The sequence below is a fragment of the Bifidobacterium leontopitheci genome, assembly GCF_009193355.1.
Taxonomy (GTDB): Bacteria; Actinomycetota; Actinomycetes; order Actinomycetales; family Bifidobacteriaceae; genus Bifidobacterium; species Bifidobacterium leontopitheci.
The window spans coordinates 29,117-48,078 of sequence record NZ_WBVT01000016.1 but is presented as its reverse complement, the minus strand read 5'-3'; the positions used below and the strand labels follow the sequence as shown (position 1 = coordinate 48,078).

Here is an 18,962-nt window from a genome sequence, read left to right as displayed (position 1 = left end):
GAGGTCTGCGCATGGGCACGCTTCATCAAAGTGGGTTTGAACTTGTGGCCTCACCCTAGGCTTCTTCCGCCGTGCGATGGCGTGTGTTGCATGAGGAGGAACGTGCGCGCGGCGTCAATGTACTGCTGTTCAGCCCCGGCAACATGGACACCGAAATGAACGTGCGCGGCGCCGCATCCGGTAAACTGGCTCGGCTGCCGTACCTTGATTTGCGCAGGGAAACGGCGAAAGCGTTGGCGAAGGCCGAACGCGGATGCGCGAACTACACGCCGCTGACGTTCTACAAGCTGTACCATGTGTTCGCCAAGCTGGTGCCGACCACGTTGGCCGTGCGCGTCACCAGTCTCAGGTCTGGCGGTGCCGTAAGTCGGGGTTGATGGTCATGGCCGGTTCGCATCATCCCTGTCGTTACGAGGAATCCAAACACAGCCACCAGCCGGAGGTGGCGGTAGATGTTGTACCGTATACTTCGCAATGCAATATCTTGTATTGAAGGAGACGGATATGCCGTACATCAGGGCTCGTGTTGCGGGAGATGGATCAACGGAAATCGCAGCCAAGGTTGCGGATTTGCTCACCGGTCTGGCGGTGGACGTTCTCGGGAAGCAGCGTGACGTGGTGTCCGTGGACGTGGACTTCGCGGATCCTGCGTGCTGGTTCGTCGGCGGGCGATCTGTGCCGGATCGTGGCGAGGGCACATTCTATGTGGAGATCAAGATCACCGAGGGCACCAACGCCAAAGGTGATAAGGCGTTGTTCGTTCGGCGTGCGTTCGATGGCATGGCGGCGATTCTCGGAACGGTGTCCGAAGCCAGCTACATCGTGGTTCAGAACGTGCGTCCGGACTCGTGGGGTTTCGCCGGTCTCACGCAGGAATATCGGTACATTGCCGGCAGACTCGCTGCCAAGACTGATGACTGATTCATTGACCGTACCAGCCGGTACGCGGGGGAAGGAAGGCAAGTCAGCCGAATCCAAGTAGTGATTGCTGAGTAGTGCCAAGGGTCTTGGAGTTCTAGTGATTCCAAGACCCTGATTTTGTAATGGCATGTGAGATAGCTTTGCCGCCGTTGGTCGCGGATAACGGAGCAACGCTGACCAACCACTTATGCTCTCCTCAGTTCGTCATTTCTCGGTCTCGCCACTGGCGTGGGGTGGTGTCCATGTGCTGCCGGAACACGTAACTGAAATAAGCGGGTGATGAGAATCCGCAGACCTGCGAAATCTCCTTGATGGACATGGTTCCCTCGGACAACAACTCACGGGCCTTGCCAAGGCGATAATCGGTGAGGTAGTCGATTGGCGTCTGCCCGGCATATGTGCGAAACAGCTCGCAGCAGACGCGACGGCCGACTATGCCGGCTCGCGCGATGTCGTCAAGGGTGATCTTGTGTGATGCGTTGGCGCGGATGAAGGCCATCATAAGCAGGAAAGACCTGAACTCAGGCCCCGGATCGTTTGCCGCGGCATGTGCCGATGAAGGAGTTGGGTATTCCGAGGTTCTTTGGTCCACCGTCTTGGGTTCGGCGGTGATGGTTCCTTCGTTGATTCTTTCCAACGCCAGAAAGCACAAGTGTGCAGACTGGGCGACTGCCGGCAGCACCGTCAGCGCGTCGCCTGTCTCCTGTTGACTTTCGCACCGGGACAACAGTCGTTCGAGCTCGTCGATACCGAACAGCAACGTGCGGTCCCGTTCGCGGGTTGAGTCGAGTACGACGTAATCAGGAGCGGTGTCATCCATGCGTTTGAGCATGGCGGCTGCCAGTGGCGCGTACATCGCGCCTAGCAGTGAAGCATCGATTACCGTCGAGACGAATCCGGCATCGTCGCCGTCGTCGCATATCAGATAGTGCATGCGACGCGAGTTGATGAAGATGCCTTCGCCTGCATGCAACGGAATGAGCGCGCCGTTGACGAATACGCGTGGATGGCCGTTGAGAACATGGATGAATTCCAAGTCGCGATGCCAATGACACGCCATGCGGAAGCCATAACGACGCATGTCGTCGCGTCTTGCGTACATCGGCAATCCCGGCAGATTGTAGTGCGGGGTTTCCGAAAGGTCGGAGAAAATGGTCAGAGGATTGGGACTCTTCGGAGAGGTCTGATCAATCGTTCGCTCGGCAGTCATTGTTGTCACGATTTCTATAGTAATGGAAACTATAGTGATGGTTCGTCTCGTATCTCATCGAGTTCGTATCACTAATATAACAGTAGTTTCTAAGTGGGTAATGTGAACATATCGATCATCATGTTCACCTTATTTCGATAGTTAATCGTGTTGTCCAGGAAAGGATGCTCATAGTGGATGCCACGAAGACGCGAAGTGGATCCCGGTTCTTCACCGTGCCGGTCGTCACGCTTATCGCATTGACGTTTTTGCTGGGATTGAGCGAGTTCATCGTAGTTGGCGTCATGCAGCCGATTGCCTCGGACATGCGCGTTTCGTTGGCGGCCATCGGTTCATTGGTCTCCGCCTTCGCGCTCGTATACGCGCCGATGACTCCAATCGGAGCGGCCGTATCCGCCAAATTCAATCGATTCCATGCCTTGATGGCGATGACGGGCATCTTCTTGGCCGGCAATGTCCTGTGCGCCTTTGCCCTGAATTATCCGATGCTGCTGGTGGGGCGCATCGTCATCGCCACAGTGAGCGGACCACTCGTGGCCGTGCCCATGACGTTCGCACCGGATCTGGTCGGCGCATCTGATCGGCCCCGGTTCATGTCCTGGATCTTTTCCGGCATCTCCATCGCCGCGGTCTTCGGCGTGCCGATCGGTACATTCATCGCACAACAGTTCGGCTGGCGATGGTCATTCCATCTGATCAATCTGCTGACCGTGCTCGTCATCATATCGATGCTGCGCTGTCTGCCACGCACCTCATATATGACCGGAGCCACGCGTTTTCTGCCGCAATTCCGTCTGTTCACCGACGTGCGGGTCTGGTGCGGCATGCTTGCGGTCGTTTTCGGTGCGGCGGCGACATACTCCTTCTATACATATCTTTCCCCCATCCTCACCGAGGAAATCGGCGTCCCCGAGCGGTACCTGAGTCTTGCGTTGACCGCGATCGGTCTTGCGGCATTGTGGTCCAACCTGTACAGCGGCAAGTTGGCGGCTCGTGGCACCGGCTCGCATCCGATCATCGGTCTGATTCCGCTGTACCTGTTGCAGGCTGTCTGCCTGGCCGTACTGCCGTTCGCAAGTATAATTCCGGCGCTCGGGGCCGTGGATCTGCTCGCACTGGCCTGTCTCATGTACCTGCAGAATTCGCCGTCGCAGGTACTGCATACCGCCATCGCTGCCGAACGGTTCCCCTCGTCCATGACATTGGCCTCTTCGATGAACGCGATGGCATTCAACATCGGCATAACCTTGGGGTCCACCATCAGCGGACTGGCCATGACGCATCTGGGACTGCGTTGGCTCGGCCTCTTTGGCGCGGTGCTGGCATTGGGTTCGGTCGGCGTGCTGGTGCTGCTCAAGCGTGCGGAGTCACGCGACATCACTCGATGGACAACTCTATTTTTGAACAGATAATCCAACAATGAAGTAAAAGGAGCAATCATGAGAACAGTGCTGTGCTCACCCGGCAGCTATATCCAGCAGGAGGACGCATTAGGCTCGCTCGCCTCGGAATACGTGGAACTCGGTTCGGCAGGCGCGTATCTGATCGTCGACCCGTTCATCGACCGGATGTACCACGATCGAATCACTTCGAATTTCGACGCTACGAACACCCCATATCACTACGAGGCGTTCAATGGCGAATGCTCGATGACCGAGATTCGCCGACATCAGGAGCGGCTGGGCGAATGCGACGTAGTGCTCGGCATCGGAGGCGGCAAGTCGCTCGATACGGCCAAGGCCGTGGCGCATCTCGCCGGGTTGCCGGTCGTCATCGTGCCGACGGCCGCGTCCTCGGACGCGCCGTGTTCGCGGCTTTCGGTGCTGTACACCGACGACGGGCAGTTCGACAAGTATCTGCCCTTGCCCAAGAACCCGGAAAAGGTGATCATGGACACGGACGTCATCGCCAAGGCACCTGCCAGACTCCTGACGGCCGGCTTCGGTGATGCCTACGCTACCTATTTCGAAGCTCTTGCCTGCATCAAATCGAACGCGGTCACCATGGCCGGCGGCCATGCCACCAATGCCGCCGAAGCGATGGCACGCCTATGTCATGACCTGCTCATCGCCGACGGCGTGAAGGCCTTGGCGGCGGCGCGTAAGGGTCTGCGCACCCGTGCCTTGGAACAGGTGGTCGAGGCGAACACGCTGCTCAGCGGCATCGGTTTCGAGTCGAGCGGATTGGCGGCGGCGCACGCCGTGCACAACGGCCTGACCGCGCTGGAAGGCACGCATAAATATCTGCACGGAGAAAAAGTAGCATACGGCACCCTCACGCAGTTCGTGCTGGAGGACCGGCCGATGGCTGATTTCGAGGAGGCGTTTGGATTCTTCCGCGCGGTCGGCTTACCAACCACCTTGGCCGGCATCGGCATTGCAGACGCCACGGACGCCGACCTGCTGCGCGTGGGCAAACTGGCCTGCTCACCGGACGACACGATGGGCAACATGCCGTTCGAGGTCACTCCGTCCGACGTGGCCACCGCCCTGCGTGCAGTGGACTCGCTCGACGCCGTAGTCGGATAGCGGGACTTGTCCGTATGAACGGCCTGTTGCTGGAGAAACAGCCTGATGCCGTATAGCGACATCGTCGAGTTCAAGTTCTCCCCAACGCTTAAAAGTGATTGCTGTATAGCGCCGAGGGCCTCAGGATCCAACGATTCCAAGGCCTTCGGTTGCTCCTGTTACAATTGCACTTCTTGTCAGATTCGATTATGCGCATCGCTGTAATGCGCGAATAGGGGTCCGTTATGAGTCTTAAGTTGCCGATTCTCGTTGTCACCGATCTTGACGGCACGCTACTCAATGAGCATGGGCGGGTCTCCTCTCGATTGCAAGACATGCTTGGCCGAGCTAATAATGCCGGCGTTCTTTTCGCCGCGGCGTCAGCGCGTCCGCTTCGCTTGGTAAAGCAAGTACTGGGACCGGTATTGCCTTTATTCTCCGCTTTGTTTGCGTCCAACGGTGCGCAGATTGTGGATACGGCCACATGCCATGTCATTCATTCCGAACTGCTTGATGAGAGGCAGTGTGTTGGCATTATCGCCATGCTGAAAAATAAATATCCGCAGGCTGGATTCGGGTGGGAGTACAGGGAAGGATTCGGTTGCGATCAAACATTTTGGGACCTGCGCGCGCATGGAGGAATACTGCGCGATCCGGATCCTCAACGCATATCGTCGGTTCCGAATGCTCCGGTTCTTGAACTTGTCATGGCAACGCCCGGCTACCAAGCGGACCGGTATATTGACGGTTGCCATGAGTTGATTGGTAAGGACTTCACAGTTACCGATTCCAGCGGCGGTGTTATGGAAATCTCAAACGCTCATGCGAACAAGGCGCATGCTTCGCAGATCTGGGCAAAAAGCCTGGGCGCTGGTTTGAGAAATGTCATCGCTTTTGGTGATGGGCTCAATGATGTTCCATTGCTGCGCGCGGCGGGGATGGGCGTCGCTATGGCAAACGCTGATGATCGGATCAAAGCCGCCGCTGACGCCATTGCTCCGTCCAACCAGCAGGATGGGGTAGGGGTTTTCCTTGCCGATTTATTAAGGGATGAGGGTCTTTCTGCGTGACCATGACCGTGCGCATGCCGATTGCCAGTGACGGCGCTCCTGCTGCGGGAATATACTCAGCATAGGGTCGTTCCGTATATAGGGGAGGAGTCTGTCATGTTTGAAGCGAGCGGCATCATGTATGCGGATGAGTCCGCTCGGGAGTTGGAAGTCCGTTCGGCTCATGTTGCGGATGATCATGTCATACTGGTGACGTTCTCCACCGGCGAGACGTGCCTGTGTGATTTCACCGAGATGCACGACGACGTTCCCGCCTTCGCTCCGCTGCGGGATGAGAAGACGCTCGAGGACTTCCGCATCGACCATGGCATCTTGACCTGGTGTGGCGGTGATATTGACATATCTCCCACGTATCTGTACGAACACTCATATGAATATGCCGCTCATGGTGAACTGGTTTCAGTGTGATGGCGCTGGTGCAGCCGTACGGCCGTCTTGGCGACCGTGCGCATGACGACGGTTTGCGAGCCGGATTCGAGGCGAACTGCATGAACGCCGAACCGGGCGGCAACGCCGGCTATCAGGCCGAAGTCATGCGCGCCGCCAAGACCGACACGGCACTGGTGAAGGTCCCCGGCGACCCGAAATCATACGACGACGCGACGCTGAACTCGCTGCTCACGCTCGCCGACGTGATGGCCACCGGCTACCACGCTGCGGTCTCGGCAGAAGTCAGGCCCGGAGCCACAGCCGTCGTATTCGGCGACGGCGCAGTGGGCCTGTCAGGCGTACTGTCCGCACGCATGCGCGGGGCCTCGCGCATCATCGCCATGAGCCGGCATGAGGATCGCGCGGCGCTCGCCAGACAGTTCGGCGCGACCGACATCGTGCCCGAACGCGGCGACGACGCCGTGGCGCGAGTCATGGAGCTGACCGACGGCGACGGTGCGGACGCGGTGCTCGAATGCGTCGGCTCGGCACAGTCCATCGAAACCGCCGTGCGTGTGGGACGCCCTGGCTCCACGGTCGGACGCGTGGGCGTGCCGCACGACGCGCACATCGACGTGGACGTCTTGTTCTGGCGCAACATCGGATTGAAGGGCGGCCCAGCATCGGTCGCCACGTACGACCGCAACGTGCTGCTGCCCGCGGTCCTCTCCGGCATGATCGACCCCGGCATCATGTTCACCGGCACGTTCGACCTTGACCACGTTCAGGACGCCTACGAGGCGATGGATGGGCGCCGCGCCATCAAGTCGCTCATCAACGTCAGTGAAATCTGAGAGGAAACATCACCATGAGCAACAACGGCGATACGGTGGTCGTGTACTTCTCGCGCACCGGCGAGAACTATGCGGTAGGGAAGACCACGGTGGGCAGTACCGCCAAGGTCGCTGCCGAAATCATGCGGCAAACGGGTGCGGCCGGCGTTGCGATGAATCAGCATCGCAAAACAGAAAAGCGCCGCCGGTGCTGTGCGCCGTAAGGGGACAGGGGGAGACTGTTGTTGACGTGCAGCATCGCAGCCGTATTCGGCTACGACCCTGGTGCTATGGGCGTCGGGGCGGTTCCTGTCTATTCCTCGGGATGTTTGCGCGGCCTACCGCCCCCGGCCCCGCGACCGGGACGTGCCGCGTTCCACTTATCGATGGTTTCCGGCAGCCAGCCGCGCGTCGTGCCGATCAGGGCGTCAGGTTCGGGAAGCTTGTAGCCTTTCGATGCGGGGTTCTTCACACCAAGACGCTCGCCGACTTCTTTGAGGCTTAGGAACCGTTCGGTCATCATCATGCCTTTCCTGTTTTTTCTTGCTGTCTGCTGCCACCATGATTGTCGGACTTTTCGGCGTCCTCGTCTAGCCCGGACTCAAGAATGTCTTTCAGCGATTCTGATGCCCGTATCTTTAGCGGCCGTCTCCCGGACTGGATGACGAGGCCCGCGTCCATGAGCTCTCCTACATATTTCCTCGCGCTTTGCTTGGACAGTCTGATGTGGTATGCGGCATCGTTCAGCGTAAGGGACTTGGACGAGTCGAACACTTCCTCCTGAATCACGCCGTATAGTATTGCGACTGCTTTCGCGGACAGGTCGTGCCTCCGTTCAAGCCGGTCACAGACCACCCTGCCCTTGTCAAGCTGATCGACTCTGGCCTCGAGTTCGTCAATCAGCTCGATTTGGGCCTTTCTGATGAACTCGAGGATGGTGTTCACAAAAAACGTGAGCTCTCCGCAGTTCAGTTTGTCCTCCGCCTCCATGAACGCTTTATAGTAGGCGTTCTTGTTCTCCGCGATGGTGCGGGACAGGGACAGTACCGTGGGCATGGTCAGGTCGTGGTTCAGATAGAGGGCCAGAAGATATCGGCCGGTTCTGCCGTTGCCGTCGTAGAACGGGTGGACGTATTCAAACAGAAAATGCGACATGATGGCCGATTGCAGGCGGGGAATCTCATCGGAAACCGCAAGATGGATCATGTCAGTGAGAAGCGCGCTGATGTTGCCTTCGCCTTTGACGCCGTTGTGGATCGCGAGACCGTGCGGGCCTTGTATCTCCACGTCGCCTTTCCGAAACAGCTCGCCGTCTGGCTTGTCGTTCTCGTTGATTTCGTTGAACACGACCTTGTCGTAGATATCACGGATGTCCGCAATCCCCGATGGCGGTGCGGAGTCCTTGTCGGTGAGGTTCAGGTACAGCTTGGCGAATTCGCCGAACCGCGCCTTGGGGTCGTCGCCGTCCTTTCTTGCCCTATCAGCCGCATCCACGGCGTCTTGGGTTTCCTTGCGGGTGCTGCGCACGCCTTCCATCTCATTGGTGGCGAACAGTTCCTCGCTGATGGAATGCCGTATGTAGTCCCAGCGCATGACGCCGGGAATCTGGTTCCATAGCCGGGACACCCGCCGTTCCGCGAAGAGTATTTTCTCGGTGAGCATGGATGTTTCGCGTGGCGTGGCGGTGAATAGTTCACCCAATGGCGTGATGATTCTGGTCCTGAACGCGGAGTCCGCCTCGAGTCGCTGCTGGGCGCGCTTCGCATGGTTGTTGAAGGCGTCGTTTGTTTTGTCGGCGTGGAATGCCCTTGCCAAACTTCTATATTTCATGTTCATCGCACCGGCTTTCTTTTTCTGATTCCGTTATTAATTATAGAAACTATAAGATAGAGAGGGGGGATAAGTTGAATAAACGTCACTAAAACATAGCTTATATCAATCCGGCGGCGGCCAAACGTGTCGCCGCAAGACTAAGCCGGCCTATGCCGAGTCACCGCCATCCCCGTCGAACTTGTGTTCGATCCTCACCGCGACGCCCTGCGCGATATCAGCGCGACGACCATAAGGGTGACGAGAATGACCGCGGACGCCGCGGCAAAGCTGCCGGTCATCGCGGATTCGTAGGCGCGGGAAGCCGTCTGCCGCATGAGGTCGCCCGTCGCGTCCGCGAGTCCGGCCGCCTGCTGGAAGTCCAGCGTCACGGAACCGGCGGATTGCGGGTTCAGTCCGGCGGCCTGCGCGAGATCGCGGAAGTCCGCCGTATACAGTCCGCTTTGTATGCTGCCGAAGATTCCCACGCCGATGATGGAACCGAATTGCCGGAACACGGTCAGCAGACTGGAGCCGGCGCCGGATCGCTCGATCGGCACCCGGCCCATGGCCCAGGTCAGCATCGCCGGCTGGCCGACGCCCAACCCGAAGCCGGCAGCCACCTGACCGATCATCGTCGTCGACTGTTCGGCCACATCGCCGGGCCACCACATGGCGACGCCGATCGTCAGCATCCCGGCGGCCAGACAGCCCAAGGCCAGCAGGCTCGTGCCGCGCGAACCGAGCCGGGAGACGATCCAGTCGTTCATCCGCGATCCCACTATGGAGGCGACGACCAACGGCATCAGCAGCATGCCGCCGATCAGCGCGCCGTGGCGCAGCACCGTCTCCAGATAGGCGGGCATGATGAAGATGATGCCGTACATCGAGAAGTTCAGCATCATCAGCGCCGGCGCGCAGGCCGCGAACGACGGGTCTGCCATCAGGCCGAGTTCCATCAGCGGGTTGCGGGCCGCGCGGTCGTGCAGCACGAATCCCGCGATCAGCACGGCGCCGACCGCCATCGGGATCCATGCGCTCGCGGCCAGAACGCCATGCTGGGCGTTGACCAAGCCGGCGGAGAACAAAGTGAATCCGGAGGTCATCATCGCCACCGACGCCCACGGCACGTGCAGCGGGCGGGACTTGCGTGATCCGCCCGTCCGCGGAACGTTCATGCGGATGACCGCGATCACGGCGAGGAACACCACGCCGTCGAACCCGAAGATGCCGCGCCATCCCAGCGCGGCGGTGATCGCTCCGCCGACGAGCGGACCGAACGGCACGCCCAGGGTGCCGGCGATCGCCCACGCGGTCATGGCGCGTGACAGTTCGGGGCCACGGAACAGAATGCCGAGCAGCGCCTGTCCCATCGGAATGACCACGCCCGCACCGGCGCCCATGATCGACCGCGAAACGAGCAGCACCGGCACGTTCCCGGCCATGAGGCCGATCGCGGACGCGACGACGAACATGCCCAACCCGGCGATCATGGTCCTAAGATGGCCGAGCCGGTCGCCAATGAACCCGGCCAGCAGCACCACGGCCGCGAACACGAGGTTGTAGCTGGAGACGATCCACTGCTGCTCCGCCATGCCCGCCCCGAGCGACTCGGCGATGTTCGGCAGCGCCACGTTGAACGCGGTGGTGTTGACCATCATCACCAGTTCGGCCGCGCACAGGCAGATCAACGAACGGTTCAGGCTCCGTTTCCGTCCCTCTTCGACATGCATAATCCACCCCTTTAAGATACTGGTCTGTTTCTTAAAAACCATGGATGATTATAACGCTTGGCAATAAGAAACGCCATGGTATCTTGTAGGAAGGGGCATGAACGGTGGCCGTCGGGCACGGCACCCATGTCGCGTATGGAGGCGAACCAATGGAAACGAATGAAGCGAACACCAAGACGAAGCGGACGCGCCGCCGCGGCGAGGCTTTGGCGACGGCCATTCTGGAGGCCGCGTGGGAGCAGCTGTCCACATGCAGCGCCGAGGAGTTCACCTTCGACAACGTGGCCGCCCGGGCGCACACCAGCAAGCCGGTGCTGTACCGCAGATGGCCGAACCGCACGGAACTGTTCGTGGCCGCCGTGAGGCGGCACCGCGGCCACGCCGCCATCGAGCGGCCGAACACCGGCACGCTCAGGGGCGACGTCATCTCCATCCTCATGCAGCTCAACCGCAAGCAGTCCGACGCGGTGATGGTGCTGGCCAAGTTCGGCGTCTACGCCGACTGGCTCGGCGTGAGCGCGCATGAACTGTACGAACGCACGATGATGAGCGACCGCCCCAGCATCATGATGGCCATCGACGATGCGCGGGCGCGCGGCGACATCACCTGCGAACTGCCGGAATCGCTGCTGCGCATGCCCGGCGAGCTCGGCCGCGCGATCATCCTGCGCGACATGCGTCCCCTGTCCGAAGCGGACATCGTCGCCACGGTCGACGAACTGTTCCTCCCGCTCGTCGACCACTACGAGCGGCTGGCGCGGGCCGCCGCTGTCAATCCATGCACATCCTGATTGGAGAGGAGGCATCATGACCAAAACAATCGATACCGAACGGCTGTTGCTACGACCCTGGAAGGTCGGCGACGAGGCCGATGCGGCCTCCCTGTTCCGGTACGCCTCCGACCCGCAGATCGGGCCGATGTGCGGCTGGCCGCCGCATACGAGCGTCGAGGGGAGTGCGAACATCATCCGGGATGTGTTCGCGGCCGAGAACAACTGGGCCATTACCGTCAACGGCACAGGCAACGGCAACGAGCCGATCGGGTGCATCGAGCTCAGGCCTGTGAAACGCATCGCCGGTTCCGTCGAACCCGACTGCGAGCGGTACCGCAGCGGCAATGTGCTTGAAGTGGGCTATTGGATTGGCCGGCCGTTCTGGGGGTTCGGCTACATGTCCGAAGCGCTGGACGCCGTGATCGGCCACGCGTTCACTGCGTTGCATGCGAATGCGGTGTGGGGTGCCTATTACCAGGAGAATGTGCGGTCCGGCCGCGTCATGGAACGATGCGGCATGTGGATGGCGGGGGAGTCGTGGCACGTCCTCAATCTGATCGGCGAATACCACGATGAGTTCCTCCGCATCATCACCGCCGAGGAATGGTGGGCCGATCATGATGCCGCCAAGTAGGCAGGCTGCGCTGTATCTATGTGCCGATGATATTTGGCGCGGCGGGGAACAAGTCGGACTGAATTGGGGAGCGGCCGCTGTCGTGTGGGGAGGCTGCGTGTTCGGAGGTTGTGGTACCAGAGGATTCGATGCGGTCTGCCGGTATGCGGTGCTGTGGTACGTGGTGCTGTGGGATGGGAGGCCGAAATCGCTGTTTTCGCCTTCGCGTCCCACTGTGATTTGGTACACAAGGATGCGTGACCGGTTACATGGGCTCGCGTCCCGCGATTTCATGGTACGCGAGCCCATGTAACCGATTACAACTCCTTGCGTGCCACAAGGCATTGGGACGCTGGAACGAAAACCGGGTTTTCTGCTTCGCGTCCCACGGCACGCGGCGGTCGTGGACGTCTGCATGGTTCCTCACGCCGTGTCCATCCGATGACGTTCGCCTTCTCGGATGCCTGCCTGCCAACGGCCAGCGGCTTCGTCTCGCGCCCAGCCGCAGCCCCCAGCCCCGGCCGCGCCCGTTACCGCATGCCTACCGCCGGTTCTTGCACACCATATTGCTCACGCACACGCGCAGCACGATGGTGAACAGCACCACCATCACGGCCAGCACGCCGATGTCCGTCCAGAACTGGCCGGTGGTGTGCTCCCACAGCTCGTCCTTCTTGAATGTCGGCACCTTGGTCGGCCCGTACAGCAGACCGTTGAGGTCGATGTCGGACGCGGCCGCCGAATACCCCCATCGCCCGGGGAAGATCATGCTGACCTGTTCCAGCCCGCCGCGGTCGGTCACCGGGATCATGCCGCCCGAGAACACCAGCTGGGCCATCACCAGCACCACCAGCAGCGGCATCGTCTGCTCGCCAGACCTGACCAGGGCCGACCCGACCGCGCCGAGCATGGCGCTCGCCCATGCGGTTAGCCATACGATGAGCACCAGTTCGGGAATGCCCGAACCGGTGAGTATGCCATGCTCGGGATGCGGCTTGCCGACCGCCACTGCGGCGGTCAGGATCGCCGCCTGCAACACGGTCTCCAACCCCAACACCAGCAACTTCGACAATGTGTATGAGGTCGGCGACAGCCCTACCGCGCGCTCGCGATCGTAAATCGCCCGTTCGGAGACGATGTCGCGCACCGACAACGCCGACCCCATGAAGCACGCGCCTAGGATGATCAACGCCAGCAGCTGGCTCGGCTCGGTCGCCGCATCCTTGAAATCGGGTTCGCCCAAACCATGCGACCCGGGCACCACCAGCGAGAGCAGGCCGAGAAGCAATGGCAGCAACAGCAGGAATATCAGCAGTCCCGGGTCGGCTGCCACCAGATGCAGCTGTCTGGTCATCAGCGTGAACATCTGCTTGATCCGGTGGGCGCGCGCCGGCCGCTCATGCTTGCTGTGACCGTGCTCGTTGACGATCTTGCGGGCCTCCTTCGCACGTGTGCGCGGGTCGGAGACGGAGTATTCCTTGGTCGGATCGTCGGTCACCTGGGTGAAGATGTCCGCCCACGGCTTGCTGCCGAACGCCGCCCTGAGCTCTCTCACGTCGCCGAAGAACGCCGGGTAGCCGCCAGGGGCGAGCATGAGCACGTTGTCGCACATGTCGTCGATGTATGACAACGAGTGCGTGACGACCAGCACCACGCCTCCCGCGTCGGCGAGCTTGCGCAGCATCTCCATGACTGTCTTGTCGAGCGACGGGTCGAGGCCTGATGTCGGCTCGTCGAGGATGAGCAGCTCGGGGCCGGTGAGCAGCTCGATCGCGGTCGACACGCGCTTGCGCTGCCCGCCGGACAGGCGGTCGATGCGGTTGCGGCGGCGTTCGGTGAGCTCCAGCTCGCCGAGCACGTTGTCGATGATCTCCCGGCGCTCCTGCTTGGTGGATGCCGGCAGACGCAGTTTCGCCGCGTAGCTGAGCGCCGCGTCGACGGTGAGCTTGCGGTGCACGACATCGTCTTGCGGCACGAATCCGATACGCGAACGCAGCAGTTCGATGTTCCGGTGCACGTCGTATCCGTCGAAGTACACGTGCCCTTCGGTGGGCGAGTTCAGACCTGCCGCGATCGAGGTGAACGTCGATTTTCCGGCGCCCGACGGGCCGATCACCGCGGTCAGCGTGCCTTTGGCGAACACGGCGTTCACGTCGTGCAGCAACGTGGCTCTCTTGGCTCCCTTGCCGACCGTCAATCCGATGCCTTCGGCGATCACCGATTCGGAACTTACCAGCGGTGAGCGGTCCTGGATGACGCCGTCATGCAGGACCAGATCGGTGTTGCCGATCGTGATCACGTCGCCTTCCTCAAGCCACACCTTGACGATGCGGCGACCGTTGACGTACGTGCCGTTGACGGAGTTGAGGTCGGTGAGCACGATGCCGTCCGCGCCCGCCTCCACATGGCAGTGGCGCCGCGAGGCGAGCACGTCGGAGATGCGGATCACGCAGGCCACGTCACGGCCGATGTATCCGGACTTGTCGTCCATCGGATTGAACGTGCCGAGCACGGTATGCGTGGTGCGCTGCTCCAGCGTTTTCGGATCGATGCTGTTGCGCAATACGGTGTTGACGTTGGTGAAGAACGTGCCTTTCCCGGGTGCGCTCGGCAGGGGAGCGGCGGCCATGGGCCGGGGCGTCGCCGGCGCGGCCGCAAACGGAACGGCCGGTTGCGGCGCGGCTGGTTGCATCGCCGGAACCGGCGCCGCCGTCGCGGCAGGGAGCGAGGGGAAGGCGGTCATGCCGGCTGCCGCGATCGTTGCGGCGGGCATGGCGGCGGCCGGCACCGGCCGTGCCGCTGCCACCGGAAACGCCGCGGCCGACGACGTCATGGGAACCGTCGGAACGGGAGCGGCGGGCGCGATCCGTGTCGGAACGGCCGGAACGACCAGGACTTGCGCTGGAATGGCCGGGACTTTCGCCGGGATTGACGGAGCAGGAACGGCGGGAACGACCGGTGCGCCCGGAACGGAAACCGCCGCGGCCGCGCCACCAGGCCGCGGCGCAGCCGGTTGCTGCATGATGAACGACACCGTGGTCGTGGAGCACAGCTGGACGCTGGTGCTGCTGGTGATGAGCAGCGACGGCACCCGGATGCCGTGCTGGGTCAGACCGTTGGCGCTGTTGGTGTCTTCCAGCAGCCACCCGCGCTGGGAATACTGCAGTCGCGCATGATGATGCGATACGTGCGGGTTGGGGATGACGATATCGCAGTCAGGTGCGCGCCCTATCGTGATGGGCCTCGTCGGATCGGCCGGATAGCGCACGCCGTTGACGACGATGATCAAAGTGGAGGGCATGGGTCGTCGCTTCTTCTTTGTGATTCTCTCGTGTTACTCACCTAGCATAAGACATTTGTGCCGTGAATGCATGGTAACGCGTGCATTATATTTTATGTACTCTGAAGAGATGCGAGGCGCTTTATCGTCTGAAAGTGAGCTGTAGTCTGAGTGGTGCCTCATTGAGAGTGAGCGCGAAACGCTGGTCTTGCCTGTTTGCTGGATCATCTTTTTTCTGATAAGGAGCACAACTCATATAGAATGGCATGATAAAATATGCGTGTTGTAGTTTTCTGAAGCAATGTTACCGGAAACAGCAAGAGCAGAGCAAGGAGGCTCACTTATGGGATTACGAATGCGGAAATCAATACGTCTTGCAAAAGGCGTTAGAGTCAATGTATCGAAACGTGGTTTGTCAACATCAGTGAAAATTGGAAACACTACGTTGAACACACGAGGTAAGGTGACCACCCATCTTGCACCCGGTGTCAGTTATGAAACAAACCTTGCAAGTGGAAGAAAAGGAAAACGGTCTGGAACCGAATCAACAGTGTCTCCTTTGAAAGGTGCAAGCCGCTCCATATCGCAAGAATCGGAGAAGAAGAACAAAAGGGTTCATGACACAGTTTGTGAGAATCACATGACAGGATGCACGTGGCTTGGCGAACGCGACCTGTCTGTAGATTCATCAGAATCTACAGACAAAACCATGACGAATGTCAAAGGCGGCTTACCTGTCAGTGCGACCGTTCTGTACCTTCTTGCGATTCCGGCATTTATTGGAGCGATATTGTTCTTCTGCGCTGCATGGTATGGGTATTCGCGCGTTGCGATTCACCCTGAAAATGTGCGCGGCAGTGCCATTGCGCTGATTGTAGGAGCGATGTGTTCGCTTATCGTCATTGCCGCCATCATTACGTTTCTTGTTTCATTGCGCAAGGATTCGGAAGCCAGACCACGAGCGTGAATGTCTTTATACCGTGGGAATGGCCACGTATGTACTATGCAACTATGCAGGTTTTCCATCGTCTGTTCCTGTAATGTCATGCGGTGTACCCTTTGATTCCCGATGCAAGATATTACGGGACAAATGGAGGTGATTCCCGCACGATCTTTGCAGTGGGAGAGTCTACGGCATCAGAATAGAATGGCGGTCATCGGCTGCATGATGCGGCATTGCTCTGTGACGCCGACGACAGTGGCGCATCAATACTAGTGGTCCGTCTCGTTTTTGGTTGAGTGGTTGAGCGCCTCTTTGGCGTGTTTGACCTTGGTGAGGATGGTCTCGGCGCTGGCGGTCCACGTGTAGGGGCGGGGGGTTGCGGTTGTTCGCTTCGATGTACCGGTTGATGCTGTCCACCAGGCTTTCGAGGCTGGGGAACACGCCGCGGCGGATGGCGTCGCGCTCGAGGTCGCCGAACCAGTGCTCCACCTGGTTGAGCCACGAGCTCGACGTGGGCGTGTAGTGCACGTGGAACCTGGGGTGCGCCCCAATCCACGCCCTGACGGCGGCGTGCTTGTGCGTGGCGTAGTTGTCCGCGATGACGTGCACGTCCAGGCCCGCGGGCACCGTCCGGTCGATGGTCCTCAGGAACCTGAGGTACTCGTCGTGCCGGTGCCTGCCCATGCACTCGCCGATCACGCGCCCGGTGGCCACGTCGAGCGCGGCGAACAGCGTGGTCGTGCCGTTCCTCTTGTAGTCGTGCGTCATCGTGCCGGCCCGTCCGGGGACCATGGGAAGGCCCGGCTGGGTGCGGTCCAGGGCCTGGATCTGGCTCTTTTCGTCCACGCACAGCACGACCGCGTGCTCCGGCGGATCCACGTACAGGCCCACCACGTCCGCGACCTTCTCGTCGAACCGCGGGTCGTTCGACACCTTGAACGAGTCCGTCAGGTGCGGCTTGAGGCCCAGCTCCCGCCATATCCGGTTGACCGTGGAACGGCTCACCCCCGTCTCCCGGGCCATCGACGAGCACGACCAGTGCGTGCGCCCCTCGGGCCTCGACGTGGTCGTCAGCGTGACGATCCGGTCGATCACGGCCTGCGGGATCGACGGCCTGCGGCCCCGGCCCGGTGCGACCGCGCCGAACCCCTCCAGGCCCCGTTCGGCGAACTCACGGCGCCACACGCGCACCGTGTTCGCGCGCACCCCGCGCCGGCGCGCGTTCTCCTCGTTCGCCACCCCGTCGGCGGCGTCCAGCAGCGCGAGCGCGCGCCGCACCTGACGGTGCGGCAGCGTCTGGGAACGCGAGATTCTCAGCAGTTCGTCCCTCTGGGCGTTCGTCAACTCAAGTGCGGGCGCGGCATGACTCATACGCCCATCATACCAAACACCACTCAATTATTTGAAAAACAGACCACTAGTTAACAGAAGAGATTGGTGTAGTAACGGCCGAACTATTGCGACAATTGATTCGTCCGTCTTTGCGCGGAAGCCCACAGCGCGCAATATCCGGGTGTTACTACTTGGGCCACCTCTTAAACGAACACGAACTGCACGAGCAGCATGTACAGCACGGTGCCGCCGGCGATCGACAGCAGCATGCTGTGCCGCCACCGGTGCAGCACGATGATCGCCGCCAAGGCGATCGCCTCCGGGATCCCGTGCGAGCCGGAGAACGGCGACACGTTCTGCAGCGTGTACACCACGAGCAGGCCGGCCATCGCGGCGGGCAGCACATGGCCGAGGTATTCGATGAACCGCGGCGGGCGTTTCGAATCGGGGAACAGCAGGAACGGCAGGAATCGGGTGAGCATGGTGCCGGCGGCGACCGCCGCGATGGTGATGACGGACTGCCATACGGTCATGGTCATAGCGAGGCCTCCTTGCCGGTCGTAGCCGCCTCGCCGGATTCGTCGTGCGCGGCAGCCTCTTGCGTTTCAGGCTGACGATCCAGATACGGCCTGAGCGCGACGAACAGCACCAGCATGAGCGTCATGGCGGGAATCATGAACCGGTTCGCTCCGAAGACCATCAGGCAGACCGCCGACGCCAGCACGCCGACCATCGCCGGCATATGCACCCGGACGGCGGTTGTCAGCGTCTCGCTGAACCCCTTCCGAAGCTTGCGCTGTGCGACAGCAGTCTTGTTGCCGTGCCGCTGCTTGTCCCCGTTGCTGCCGTCGTCCATCCACTGGTCGAGGAATATCGTCGCGAACAGGGCGGTGAGCACGAACTCGATGCCCTTCGTGTCGAACGGCAGCAGTCCGCCGACCAGCCATCCCAGCGCCGTGCCGATGATCCAATACCAGCGGTTGAGCAGCGAGACGGTCATCATGAACCAGCCGCGGTCCACGTCGTCGGGGATGCGCGCGCTCGAATTTATGGCAAACGTCTCGTCGCACATGGCGAAGATCAGATACGGTTTCTTCCAGCCGAGTCCGCGGAACCTGCCCAGCATCGCCAGACCGTAGAACAGATGCCGCGCGTTGACCATGAGCGCGAGCAGGAACGCCGACACCGGCGCGAACGCGGAGAGCAACAGGTTCACGGTGACGAACTCCATCGAGCCGGCAAAGATGAAATACGCCATGGCCACCGGATACCAGAACGCGAACCCCTTGGCGTGCATGAGCAGACCATACGAGCAGCCGAGGAACAGGAAGCCCGCGGCGATGGGTACGGTGAGCGGGAACGCCGTCTTGAACGCGCGGCGTGGCGTTGCGAAATCCATGTCTGCTTCCTCCCTGATGTGCTCGTCATCCGTGCCCGTGATGTCTGTACTGGCGCCGCAGCGATTGTAGTAGGACGGCCTGAAATGACGCCGCCGGCGTCCGCTCTTTCGTCACAGTGTGCGAACACCCGCTGTGACGGGGGAAGGGAAAGGAGGCGCCGCGGGAAATT

At 60.7% G+C, this 18,962-nt stretch carries 18 protein-coding genes and 1 pseudogene; 11 read left to right on the top strand and 8 right to left on the bottom strand.

All coding sequences use genetic code 11. The features are described 5' to 3' along the window. Positions 1-71 precede the first annotated feature (71 nt). The gene (locus F7D09_RS06285; protein WP_193312360.1) at positions 72-377 is read left to right on the top strand and encodes a hypothetical protein; all 306 of its coding nucleotides are present in this window, start codon (positions 72-74) and stop codon (positions 375-377) included. A 127-nt stretch (positions 378-504) separates the two neighbouring features. After that, entirely contained in the window at positions 505-921 is a 417-nt protein-coding gene (locus F7D09_RS06280; protein ID WP_152234553.1) for a tautomerase family protein, read from the top strand. A gap of 196 nt (positions 922-1,117) precedes the next feature. Here F7D09_RS06280 and F7D09_RS06275 read toward each other — a convergent pair whose 3' ends face one another. Further along, entirely contained in the window at positions 1,118-2,131 is a 1,014-nt protein-coding gene (locus F7D09_RS06275; protein WP_226836020.1) for an AraC family transcriptional regulator, read from the bottom strand. A gap of 173 nt (positions 2,132-2,304) precedes the next feature. On the opposite strand from F7D09_RS06275, the gene F7D09_RS06270 reads away from it, so the two are divergent. The 6 genes from F7D09_RS06270 to F7D09_RS11420 all read left to right on the top strand — a co-directional run bounded on the left by F7D09_RS06270 (position 2,305) and on the right by F7D09_RS11420 (position 7,134). Next, positions 2,305-3,543: an MFS transporter gene (locus F7D09_RS06270; RefSeq protein WP_226836016.1), complete on the top strand. Its 1,239-nt coding sequence runs from the start codon at positions 2,305-2,307 to the stop codon at positions 3,541-3,543. Between the two features lie 27 nt (positions 3,544-3,570). Further along, a complete protein-coding gene (locus F7D09_RS06265; protein ID WP_152234550.1) occupies positions 3,571-4,659 on the top strand; it encodes a glycerol dehydrogenase in 1,089 nt (362 codons plus the stop codon). A gap of 224 nt (positions 4,660-4,883) precedes the next feature. Further along, the gene (locus F7D09_RS06260; protein WP_152234549.1) at positions 4,884-5,708 is read left to right on the top strand and encodes an HAD family hydrolase; all 825 of its coding nucleotides are present in this window, start codon (positions 4,884-4,886) and stop codon (positions 5,706-5,708) included. Positions 5,709-5,804: 96 nt separating this feature from the next. Beyond that, positions 5,805-6,116, top strand: a complete 312-nt coding sequence (locus F7D09_RS06255; RefSeq protein ID WP_152234548.1) for a DUF2442 domain-containing protein — start codon at positions 5,805-5,807, stop codon at positions 6,114-6,116. Further along, a complete protein-coding gene (locus F7D09_RS06250) occupies positions 6,116-6,931 on the top strand; it encodes a zinc-binding dehydrogenase (protein ID WP_152234547.1) in 816 nt (271 codons plus the stop codon). Before F7D09_RS06255 ends, F7D09_RS06250 begins: the two co-directional genes overlap by 1 nt. Before the next feature lie 14 nt (positions 6,932-6,945). Continuing rightward, the gene (locus F7D09_RS11420; RefSeq protein WP_226836014.1) at positions 6,946-7,134 is read left to right on the top strand and encodes a hypothetical protein; all 189 of its coding nucleotides are present in this window, start codon (positions 6,946-6,948) and stop codon (positions 7,132-7,134) included. Between the two features lie 89 nt (positions 7,135-7,223). Here F7D09_RS11420 and F7D09_RS06240 read toward each other — a convergent pair whose 3' ends face one another. The 3 genes from F7D09_RS06240 to F7D09_RS06230 all read right to left on the bottom strand — a co-directional run bounded on the left by F7D09_RS06240 (position 7,224) and on the right by F7D09_RS06230 (position 10,452). Further along, the gene (locus tag F7D09_RS06240) at positions 7,224-7,430 is read right to left on the bottom strand and encodes a hypothetical protein (protein ID WP_152234567.1); all 207 of its coding nucleotides are present in this window, start codon (positions 7,428-7,430) and stop codon (positions 7,224-7,226) included. Between the two features lie 2 nt (positions 7,431-7,432). Next, positions 7,433-8,746, bottom strand: coding sequence for a Fic family protein (locus tag F7D09_RS06235; RefSeq protein ID WP_152234546.1), 1,314 nt, complete (start codon positions 8,744-8,746; stop codon positions 7,433-7,435). 188 nt (positions 8,747-8,934) lie between these two features. After that, a complete protein-coding gene (locus F7D09_RS06230; RefSeq protein ID WP_193312359.1) occupies positions 8,935-10,452 on the bottom strand; it encodes an MFS transporter in 1,518 nt (505 codons plus the stop codon). Between the two features lie 149 nt (positions 10,453-10,601). Here F7D09_RS06230 and F7D09_RS06225 point away from each other — a divergent pair, with 149 nt between their 5' ends. Both F7D09_RS06225 and F7D09_RS06220 read left to right on the top strand, forming a co-directional pair. Beyond that, positions 10,602-11,243: a helix-turn-helix domain-containing protein gene (locus tag F7D09_RS06225; RefSeq protein WP_152234544.1), complete on the top strand. Its 642-nt coding sequence runs from the start codon at positions 10,602-10,604 to the stop codon at positions 11,241-11,243. A gap of 16 nt (positions 11,244-11,259) precedes the next feature. Beyond that, positions 11,260-11,859: a GNAT family N-acetyltransferase gene (locus F7D09_RS06220; RefSeq protein WP_152234543.1), complete on the top strand. Its 600-nt coding sequence runs from the start codon at positions 11,260-11,262 to the stop codon at positions 11,857-11,859. A gap of 520 nt (positions 11,860-12,379) precedes the next feature. Here F7D09_RS06220 and F7D09_RS06215 read toward each other — a convergent pair. After that, a complete protein-coding gene (locus F7D09_RS06215; protein WP_152234542.1) occupies positions 12,380-15,139 on the bottom strand; it encodes an FHA domain-containing protein in 2,760 nt (919 codons plus the stop codon). 322 nt (positions 15,140-15,461) lie between these two features. On the opposite strand from F7D09_RS06215, the gene F7D09_RS06210 reads away from it, so the two are divergent. Next, complete coding sequence (locus tag F7D09_RS06210; RefSeq protein ID WP_152234541.1) at positions 15,462-16,085, top strand: DUF4236 domain-containing protein; 624 nt, start codon at positions 15,462-15,464, stop codon at positions 16,083-16,085. 245 nt (positions 16,086-16,330) lie between these two features. Here the strand turns inward: F7D09_RS06210 and F7D09_RS06205 are convergent. From F7D09_RS06205 to F7D09_RS06195, 3 genes and pseudogenes are all read right to left on the bottom strand, one after another. Beyond that, positions 16,331-17,432, bottom strand: a pseudogene (locus F7D09_RS06205) (IS630 family transposase). Between the two features lie 164 nt (positions 17,433-17,596). Next, positions 17,597-17,932, bottom strand: a complete 336-nt coding sequence (locus F7D09_RS06200; RefSeq protein WP_152234540.1) for a branched-chain amino acid transporter permease — start codon at positions 17,930-17,932, stop codon at positions 17,597-17,599. Then, positions 17,929-18,792, bottom strand: coding sequence for an AzlC family ABC transporter permease (locus tag F7D09_RS06195; protein ID WP_152234539.1), 864 nt, complete (start codon positions 18,790-18,792; stop codon positions 17,929-17,931). Before F7D09_RS06195 ends, F7D09_RS06200 begins: the two co-directional genes overlap by 4 nt. Positions 18,793-18,962 lie beyond the last annotated feature (170 nt).

Coding starts and splice junctions, on each gene's coding strand:
- F7D09_RS06280 (WP_152234553.1), top strand. CDS start 505: ATGCCGTACATCAGGGCTCGTGTTGCGGGAGATGGATCAACGGAAATC.
- F7D09_RS06275 (WP_226836020.1), bottom strand. CDS start 2,131: ATGACTGCCGAGCGAACGATTGATCAGACCTCTCCGAAGAGTCCCAAT.
- F7D09_RS06265 (WP_152234550.1), top strand. CDS start 3,571: ATGAGAACAGTGCTGTGCTCACCCGGCAGCTATATCCAGCAGGAGGAC.
- F7D09_RS06260 (WP_152234549.1), top strand. CDS start 4,884: ATGAGTCTTAAGTTGCCGATTCTCGTTGTCACCGATCTTGACGGCACG.
- F7D09_RS06255 (WP_152234548.1), top strand. CDS start 5,805: ATGTTTGAAGCGAGCGGCATCATGTATGCGGATGAGTCCGCTCGGGAG.
- F7D09_RS06250 (WP_152234547.1), top strand. CDS start 6,116: ATGGCGCTGGTGCAGCCGTACGGCCGTCTTGGCGACCGTGCGCATGAC.
- F7D09_RS11420 (WP_226836014.1), top strand. CDS start 6,946: ATGAGCAACAACGGCGATACGGTGGTCGTGTACTTCTCGCGCACCGGC.
- F7D09_RS06240 (WP_152234567.1), bottom strand. CDS start 7,430: ATGACCGAACGGTTCCTAAGCCTCAAAGAAGTCGGCGAGCGTCTTGGT.
- F7D09_RS06235 (WP_152234546.1), bottom strand. CDS start 8,746: ATGAACATGAAATATAGAAGTTTGGCAAGGGCATTCCACGCCGACAAA.
- F7D09_RS06230 (WP_193312359.1), bottom strand. CDS start 10,452: ATGCATGTCGAAGAGGGACGGAAACGGAGCCTGAACCGTTCGTTGATC.
- F7D09_RS06225 (WP_152234544.1), top strand. CDS start 10,602: ATGGAAACGAATGAAGCGAACACCAAGACGAAGCGGACGCGCCGCCGC.
- F7D09_RS06220 (WP_152234543.1), top strand. CDS start 11,260: ATGACCAAAACAATCGATACCGAACGGCTGTTGCTACGACCCTGGAAG.
- F7D09_RS06215 (WP_152234542.1), bottom strand. CDS start 15,139: ATGCCCTCCACTTTGATCATCGTCGTCAACGGCGTGCGCTATCCGGCC.
- F7D09_RS06210 (WP_152234541.1), top strand. CDS start 15,462: ATGGGATTACGAATGCGGAAATCAATACGTCTTGCAAAAGGCGTTAGA.
- F7D09_RS06200 (WP_152234540.1), bottom strand. CDS start 17,932: ATGACCATGACCGTATGGCAGTCCGTCATCACCATCGCGGCGGTCGCC.
- F7D09_RS06195 (WP_152234539.1), bottom strand. CDS start 18,792: ATGGATTTCGCAACGCCACGCCGCGCGTTCAAGACGGCGTTCCCGCTC.